The organism is Burkholderia sp. E168m23 (assembly GCF_016586125.1).
Classification (GTDB): domain Bacteria; phylum Pseudomonadota; class Gammaproteobacteria; order Burkholderiales; family Burkholderiaceae; genus Burkholderia; species Burkholderia orbicola.
In genome coordinates this window covers 1-7024 of the sequence record NZ_BCPP01000302.1, presented here as the reverse complement: position 1 = coordinate 7024, position 7024 = coordinate 1, and the positions used below count along the sequence as shown (strand labels likewise).

7 protein-coding genes, 1 tRNA gene and 1 pseudogene are annotated in these 7024 nt (G+C 67.1%); 4 read left to right on the top strand and 5 right to left on the bottom strand.

Going from position 1 to position 7024, the window contains the following annotated elements:
* Together JMF90_RS17010 and JMF90_RS17005 are read right to left on the bottom strand one after the other, a co-directional pair.
* On the bottom strand, nt 1-1095 hold a 1095-nt coding region (locus JMF90_RS17010), incomplete at its 3' end, for an enolase C-terminal domain-like protein (RefSeq protein WP_201325251.1).
* A gap of 338 nt (nt 1096-1433) precedes the next feature.
* The gene (locus tag JMF90_RS17005; protein WP_006496617.1) at nt 1434-1778 is read right to left on the bottom strand and encodes a cupin domain-containing protein; all 345 of its coding nucleotides are present in this window, start codon (nt 1776-1778) and stop codon (nt 1434-1436) included.
* A gap of 302 nt (nt 1779-2080) precedes the next feature.
* Here JMF90_RS17005 and JMF90_RS17000 point away from each other — a divergent pair.
* Both JMF90_RS17000 and trmB read left to right on the top strand, forming a co-directional pair.
* Nucleotides 2081-2155 (top strand) — tRNA-Gly (locus JMF90_RS17000).
* A 132-nt stretch (nt 2156-2287) separates the two neighbouring features.
* The gene (gene trmB / locus JMF90_RS16995; protein ID WP_125380751.1) at nt 2288-3064 is read left to right on the top strand and encodes a tRNA (guanosine(46)-N7)-methyltransferase TrmB; all 777 of its coding nucleotides are present in this window, start codon (nt 2288-2290) and stop codon (nt 3062-3064) included.
* Nucleotides 3065-3162: 98 nt separating this feature from the next.
* On the opposite strand, the gene JMF90_RS16990 is transcribed toward trmB, so the two are convergent.
* The 3 genes from JMF90_RS16990 to JMF90_RS16980 form a co-directional block, all read right to left on the bottom strand.
* The gene (locus JMF90_RS16990; protein WP_011544783.1) at nt 3163-3993 is read right to left on the bottom strand and encodes an undecaprenyl-diphosphate phosphatase; all 831 of its coding nucleotides are present in this window, start codon (nt 3991-3993) and stop codon (nt 3163-3165) included.
* Nucleotides 3994-4072: 79 nt separating this feature from the next.
* Nucleotides 4073-4654: a DUF1439 domain-containing protein gene (locus JMF90_RS16985; protein ID WP_074800945.1), complete on the bottom strand. Its 582-nt coding sequence runs from the start codon at nt 4652-4654 to the stop codon at nt 4073-4075.
* Nucleotides 4651-4968 (bottom strand): YkgJ family cysteine cluster protein, encoded by a 318-nt coding sequence (locus JMF90_RS16980; RefSeq protein WP_125381074.1) that lies wholly within the window; start codon nt 4966-4968, stop codon nt 4651-4653. Before JMF90_RS16980 ends, JMF90_RS16985 begins: the two co-directional genes overlap by 4 nt.
* Nucleotides 4969-5141: 173 nt before the next feature.
* On the opposite strand from JMF90_RS16980, the gene hemN reads away from it, so the two are divergent.
* Together hemN and JMF90_RS16970 are read left to right on the top strand one after the other, a co-directional pair.
* The gene (gene hemN / locus JMF90_RS16975; protein WP_125380752.1) at nt 5142-6533 is read left to right on the top strand and encodes an oxygen-independent coproporphyrinogen III oxidase; all 1392 of its coding nucleotides are present in this window, start codon (nt 5142-5144) and stop codon (nt 6531-6533) included.
* A gap of 96 nt (nt 6534-6629) precedes the next feature.
* Nucleotides 6630-6881: pseudogene (locus JMF90_RS16970) on the top strand (hypothetical protein); the annotation flags it as partial.
* Nucleotides 6882-7024 lie beyond the last annotated feature (143 nt).

The window sequence follows — 7024 nt, the reverse complement described above, 5'->3', positions numbered from 1 at the left end:
CGCCTGCGGCACGCGTGCGTATCCCGCGTCGACGATTTCGCCATCGGCGAGTCCGCTGAACGGAAGGAATGCGAACGGGCTGACTTCCGCACCGCCGAGCCCGAGCGCCGCGACGACGTGCAGCGAGAACAGATGGCCCCCATGCGGCCAGAACGCGTCGCGCTGCCAGCCGCGCGACACGAAGTGATCGACGATCTGCAGATAGCCCGGCAACCCGTAGCTGTGCACGGGATCGAACACCAGCACGTCGCGGTCGGCACGCAGGCCGCCGTAGCGGTCGAGCAGCTTCGCTTCCGCGAGCGAAAACAGCGCTTCGCCTGCTGCGATCGGCGGTGCGTATCGCGTGGCGATGTCTGCCTGGAGCGGCAGGTCGAGCGGATCGCAGATGTCCTCGAACCACCAGAGGCCGAACGGCGCGAGCATGTTGGCCGCCTCGCGGGCGGTCGTCGCGTCGTACGTGTTCATCGCGTCGACCGCGAGATGCGAAGGGCCTGCGAGCTGTGCGGCAGCGGCTTCGATGCGGCGCCGGTCCTGCTCGAAATCCGCGCCGCCGATCTTGATCTTCGCGTGCGTGTAGCCGAGATCGACGATCCGGCGCATCTCGTCCGACAGGCGCGCGAGGTCGTCATGCGGGTAGCGGTAGCCGCCGCCCGCGTACACGCGCACGCGCGGCGCCGCCGTGCGTTGGAGGCGCTCGGCGAGCAAGCGATGCAGCGGCAGATCGGCGATCTTCGCGGCGGCGTCCCAGATCGCCATGTCCAGCGTGCCGACCGCAACGCAGCGCTCGCCGTGCCCGCCCGGCTTCTCGCTGGCCATCATCGCGCGCCAGGCGCGGAACGGGTCGAGGTTCGCGCCGGCTTCGTCGGCGAGCGTATCGGCGGCGGCGAGCAGACGCGGCGCGAACCGTTCGCGGATCAGGCCGCCCTGCGCGAAGCGGCCGATCGACGCGTAGCCGTAGCCCGTCACCGGGCGGCCGTCGCGCACGACGTCGGTGACGACCGCGACGACGCTCGTGGTCAGGCCGCCGGAGGCAATCGCCGGATCGGCATAGCGGGATACGGGAATCGCGCGTTCGTGGACCGCGGTGATACGCATGGTCGAGGCTCCGGAGGGGCGTCCGGCGCAGGCGGGAGGTTCGTGCGCTGCAGCGGAAACGGTGGGCGGATCGCTGCATCTTAGGGGTTTGCGCGACAGCGTGCAGGGCCGGCGGCGAGCGTTATCGCGTCGTCGTCAGCGCACAACCCGGCGTCGCATTCGTCACGGGTTGCGGTCGGATAGCGGGCGCGGGTGCGCGCGCCGAGCCTGTGAGCCCGCTCGGCGCACCGCTTCCCAACCGAGTCAAGTTGGGTCGAGCCGGAGTCCGCGGTTGCCGTCACGGTTTCGGGAACCGGGAAGATATGTGGCGCGTGGGTTGAGTCGAATCGACCGACCCGTCAGGCAAAGACGAAGTACTTGCGCACCGTCTCCACCACCTCCCACGTCCCCTTCATGCCGGGTTCGATCACGAACACGTCGCCAGCTTTCAAGTGCTGCGGCTCCTCGCCTTCCGGCGTGATGATGCAGTAGCCATCGAGGAAGTGGCAGTACTCCCATTTTTCGTAATTCACCTCGAACTTGCCCGGCGTGCAGATCCAGGTACCCATGATCTTGCTGCCGTCCTTCGAGACGTACGCGTTGAGGTTCACGGTGTGCGGATCGCCGCCAATGCGTTTCCACTTGGTCGCGTCAAGGACAGGCGTCGGGCAGGTTTTGCGCAGAACGGTGATGAAATCGGACATGTCGGCTCCAGACTAACGATCGTATGAGAGACCTGTCACGTTAGTTCGAAAGCTTTACCCGAGCTTGCATGCTTCCGACGCCGACTCGTCTATTTTCGACATGGGCTGGCGTGTAAGCGCGCCGCCATCGCGTTTGTAGTCGGGCCTCGGCACCGCAGCGCCGCTCTCGTTACTGCCGACTTGCTGGCGCGTAGCCGGCGCATCGCGCGGGTGCGTGCACCCCGAGCGCGAAGCCCGTTTGCCGGCTGCTTCAACGCATCACTTGTAACATCACGACCAAACCCTGTACAATCACCCGTTCTGCGGGCGTCGTATAATGGCCATTACCTCAGCTTCCCAAGCTGATGACGTGGGTTCGATTCCCATCGCCCGCTCCACCTTCCGGCTGCACAACAGCTTGCGCATGAGCCGCCTCGTCGAAGGCGGCTTTTTTTGTACCATGCGCCGAATCGCCCGGCAGCACTGCTGCGCAACGGGTCCTCGCCCGAACCGAGCCTTTCTCTGTACCGATGATGCACGACGATCCGAACGAAGCCGGCCTGCCGCCGCACGACGACGCCATTCCCGACGAAGCCGACCAAGCTGGCGAAGGCGCCGACGAAGTCAACCCGCTGCACCACCGCCGCATCCGCAGCTTCGTGACGCGTGCCGGCCGCGTGTCGACCGGCCAGCGCCGCGCGCTCGACGAATTCGGCCCGCGCTTCGTGGTCCCGTATGCGCCGGAGATGCCCGACTGGGACGCGATCTTCGGCCGCAGCGCGCCGCGCATCCTCGAGATCGGTTTCGGGATGGGCGCGTCGACCGCGGAAATCGCCGCGCACCGCCCGGGTGACGATTTCCTCGGCGTCGAGGTGCACGAGCCGGGCGTCGGCGCGCTGCTGAAGCTGATCGGCGAGCAGGGTCTGTCGAACATCCGCATCATCCAGCACGACGCGGTCGAGGTGCTCGAGCACATGATCGCGCCGGCAAGCCTCGACGGCGTGCATATCTTCTTCCCCGATCCGTGGCACAAGGCGCGTCACCACAAGCGCCGGCTGATCCAGCCGCCGCTCGTCGCGCATCTCGCGTCGCGCCTGAAGCCCGGCGCGTACCTGCACTGCGCGACTGACTGGCAGAACTACGCGGAGCAGATGCTGGAAGTGCTCGGCGCGGAACCGACGCTCGAAAACACGGCTGCCGACTACGCGCCGCGCCCGGACTACCGCCCGGTGACGAAATTCGAACGGCGCGGGCTGCGGCTCGGCCACGGCGTGTGGGACCTGGTGTTCCGCAAGCGAGCAGACTAAGCGCGCCCCCGCCCCGCGCAGAATAAAGAAAGCCCGACCGGCATCTCACGCCGGTCGGGCTTTTTTCATGGAGCGGCGCATCGCGCCGCTCGCCAACTTCACGCCCAGTTCAACCATCCGCTGTAACCGACCAACAACACGAACAACCCGAACGCGATCCGGTACCACGCAAATACCGTGAAATCGTGCGTCGCGACGTAGCGCAGCAGCCAGCGCACGCACACGAACGCGCTGACGAACGCCGCGACGAGCCCGAGCGCGAACAGCCCGAGCGAATCGACGGTGAACGCCTGCCAGTCCTTCACGGTTTCATAGAGCGTCGCGCCGAAGATGATCGGAATCGCGAGAAAGAACGAGAATTCGGTGGCCACGCGACGGTCGAGCCCGAACAGCATCCCGCCGATGATCGTCGAGCCCGAGCGCGACATACCGGGCACCAGCGCGAAGCACTGCGCGATCCCGACCTTGAGCGCGTCGAGCGGCGTCAGCGCATCGACCGACATCACGCGCGGCGGCTCGCTGCGTTCGCGCTGCCGCGCCTCGGCCCACAGGATGATCGCGCCGCCCACGACGAGCGCGAACGCGACGGGCACCGGCGAGAACAGCACGGCCTTGATCTTCTTCTCGAACAGGAGACCGAGCGCGATCGCGGGAATCGTCGCGATCACGACGTTCAGCGTGAAGCGTTGCGCATCGGGCCGGCTCGGCAGCCCGGACACGACGGACACGATCCGTTGCCGGTATTCCCAGCAGACCGCGAGGATCGCGCCGAACTGGATCACGACGTCGAACGTCTTCGCGTGCGAATCGTTGAAATTCAGGAAGCTGCCCGCGACGATCAGGTGACCGGTGCTCGACACCGGCAGGAATTCCGTCAGCCCCTCGACGACGCCGAGGATCAATGCCTTGCAGATCAGGATCCAGTCCATCCGTGGCCCAACTCCGAAATGGTCGAAAGAAAAGGCCACTCTTGCGCGCGCGGCCCGCCCGGCCGTGCGCGCCCCGTCGTCACTTTTCGACGATCGCCACGCGTATGCCGTTTGTAAGGATCGTAATTGTACCGGGTTCGTAGTTCACCCCGGCAAATTGCAGTTGTTCCGGCTTGAACGTGTAGATCGGGTAGTTGGTCAGCAACTGCGTCGCGAGCAGGCCGGCGGCGGCGCCGACCTGCTGCGCGTACATCTGCGCGTCGCCGTCGAGCACGAGGCTGTCGACGGCCGGCGCCTTCAGCACGACCGAGCGGCTCGGCGCGTCGTACGCGAGCTGGCCCGACACGGTGAACTTGCCGCTGACGGGCCCGCGCAGGAACGGGCTCGCGAAATTCGCGTCGAGCTGCACGGCGATGCGGTTCTGGTCGGGCAGCAGGTTGACGGCCGGGTTCGCGAGCGACACGTCGACGACCTGCGCGACCGTCTTCTGGTAAGGAAACTTGCGCGCGACGGCCTTCTGCACGTCGCCGCGCGAGAACGTGTAGTGATCGGGGATGAACGGGAACGTCGACGCGCACGCGGCAAGCGATACGCACACGCCGACGGCGCCTACAGCGGCAGCGAGAAAACGGCGCCGGCCGGGCGCGCGAGGGACGGTCATGCTGATTTCTCTCCTGAATGCGCCGGCCGCGTCGCGGCCTCGAGGCGCGTGAGCCACGCGAGCGCGTCGTCGCGCGACGCGCCGCACATGTCGGCGGACGGCTGCAGCCCGGAGCAGCACGCGGGGCGCTCGGGCCGGCCGAAGATCATGCAGCGCAGGTCGTCGCCGAGCTGCACGCAGCGCACGCCGGCCGGCTTGCCGTCGGGCATGCCCGGAATCGGGCTGGAAATCGACGGGGCGATGCAGCACGCGCCGCAGCCCTCGCGGCACGCGTGCGGCGGCGGGGTTTCGGCGGGCACCGGGCGGACAGGCATTTCGACGGACACTCGGCTCTCTCGACGAACAACGAAAAACGGTGCGGCAACCGGACGCGGCGTCCGGCAGCCCCACCCCGCATTGTGCCATCGCCGGCTGCGACGTTATTACACAATGCGGCCCGATCGCGCGTTCATATACTCGAAAGCATCTAAAAAAGCGCGAGACCGTCATGCATTCTGGTTCTGCCGACACGATGTTCCGTCCCGATTTGCTCACGAAATACGGCGCGAACGGGCCGCGCTATACGTCGTACCCGACCGCGCTGCAATTCCGCGACGATTTCGATCCGGCCGACTACGTCCGCGCGGCGGGCGACCCCGGCGCGTCGTCGAGCGACCTGTCGCTGTACTTCCACATCCCGTTCTGCAACACCGCGTGCTTCTACTGCGGCTGCAACAAGATCGCAACCAACAACCGCCGCCGCGCGCGCCCGTATCTCGACCAGCTCAAGCGCGAGATGGCACTGCAGGCCGCGCTGTTCGATCCGTCCCGCCCCGTCACGCAACTGCACTGGGGCGGCGGCACGCCGACCTTCCTGTCCGACGACGAAACGGCCGAGCTGATGGCGGCCACGCGCGAGCATTTCGCGCTCGCGCCGGACACCGACGCCGAGTTCTCGATCGAGATCGATCCGCGCACGGTCACGCCGGCGACGCTCGTCCACCTGCGCACGATCGGCTTCAACCGGCTGAGCCTCGGCGTGCAGGATTTCGACCCGGTCGTGCAGCAGGCGATCAACCGCATCCAGCCGCGTGCGATGACGGCGGACCTGCTCGCCGCCGCACGGGCGACGGGCTTCCATTCGGTCAGCGTCGACCTGATCTACGGGCTGCCGCACCAGACGGTCGCGGTGTTCGCGCGCACGCTCGAAACGATCATCGAACTCGCGCCCGATCGCCTGTCGGTGTTCGGCTACGCGCACATGCCGCACCTGTTCAAGATGCAGCGGCAGATCGACGATGCGGCGCTGCCGCCGCCGGAAACGCGCATCGCGCTGCTCGGCCTCGCGATCGACATGCTGACGTCGGCCGGCTACGTGTACATCGGTATGGACCACTTCGCGCGGCCGTCCGATGAGCTCGTGCGCGCGCAGCGCAACGGTACGCTGCAGCGCAATTTCCAGGGCTACAGCACGCGCGCGGATACCGACCTGATCGGCTTCGGCGTGTCGTCGATCGGCAAGGTCGGCGACGTCTATGCGCAGAATGCGAAGGACCTGCCCGCGTACGGCGCCGCGCTCGACGCGGGCCGGCTGCCGATCGCGCGCGGCGTGCGGCTCACGCCGGACGACCGGCTGCGCCGCGACGTGATCACGCAACTGATGTGCAACCTCGCACTGCCGTTCTCGCATGTCGAGGCCGCGCACGGCATCCGCTTCGCCGATCATTTCGCGCGCGAGCTCGATGCGCTGCGCCCGTTCGAGCGCGACGGGCTGCTGACGATCGCAGGCGACCGGCTGACGATCCATCCGGCCGGCCGGATGGTCGTGCGCAACATCGCGATGGCGTTCGACGCGTACCTCGGCCAGACGCCGCGGCAGCGCTACTCGCGCACGGTTTGAGGCCGGTTCGCACGGCAAGGGGCGGCCGCGGGCCGCACGCGGTCGGCCGGTTTGATAGAGTGTGAGGCTTACATCCGCTTCGCCAGCTCCCCCAAGATGCGCACCACCAAAGCGACCCACGCGGTCGAACGCCTGAAGACCCGCTCCGGCAACCCGCACTTCGCGGCCGTCGCGATGGCGGGCGGCCTGTTCTATCTCGTCGACCGCTCGGGCGGCACCGCCGAGAAGCGCTGCGAGCCGCTGCCGCTCGACGAATTCGTCAAGTTCGTCGACGAATTCGGCCCCCAAAAACCGCGCAAGGCGAGCAAGCTCGACCTTGCGTTCGAGGCGCAGATCAAGAAGAGTCGTATAACTTCGTATAATGTATGCTATACGAAGTTATTACGGGATCGATACGGTGCTGCTGCTCGGGACCGTGATCGTGAGCCACGCGCCGTCTGCCCGCGCGCCGTTTGCGATCGGCGCGATGACTGCGTCGCTGGCGTGGTTCC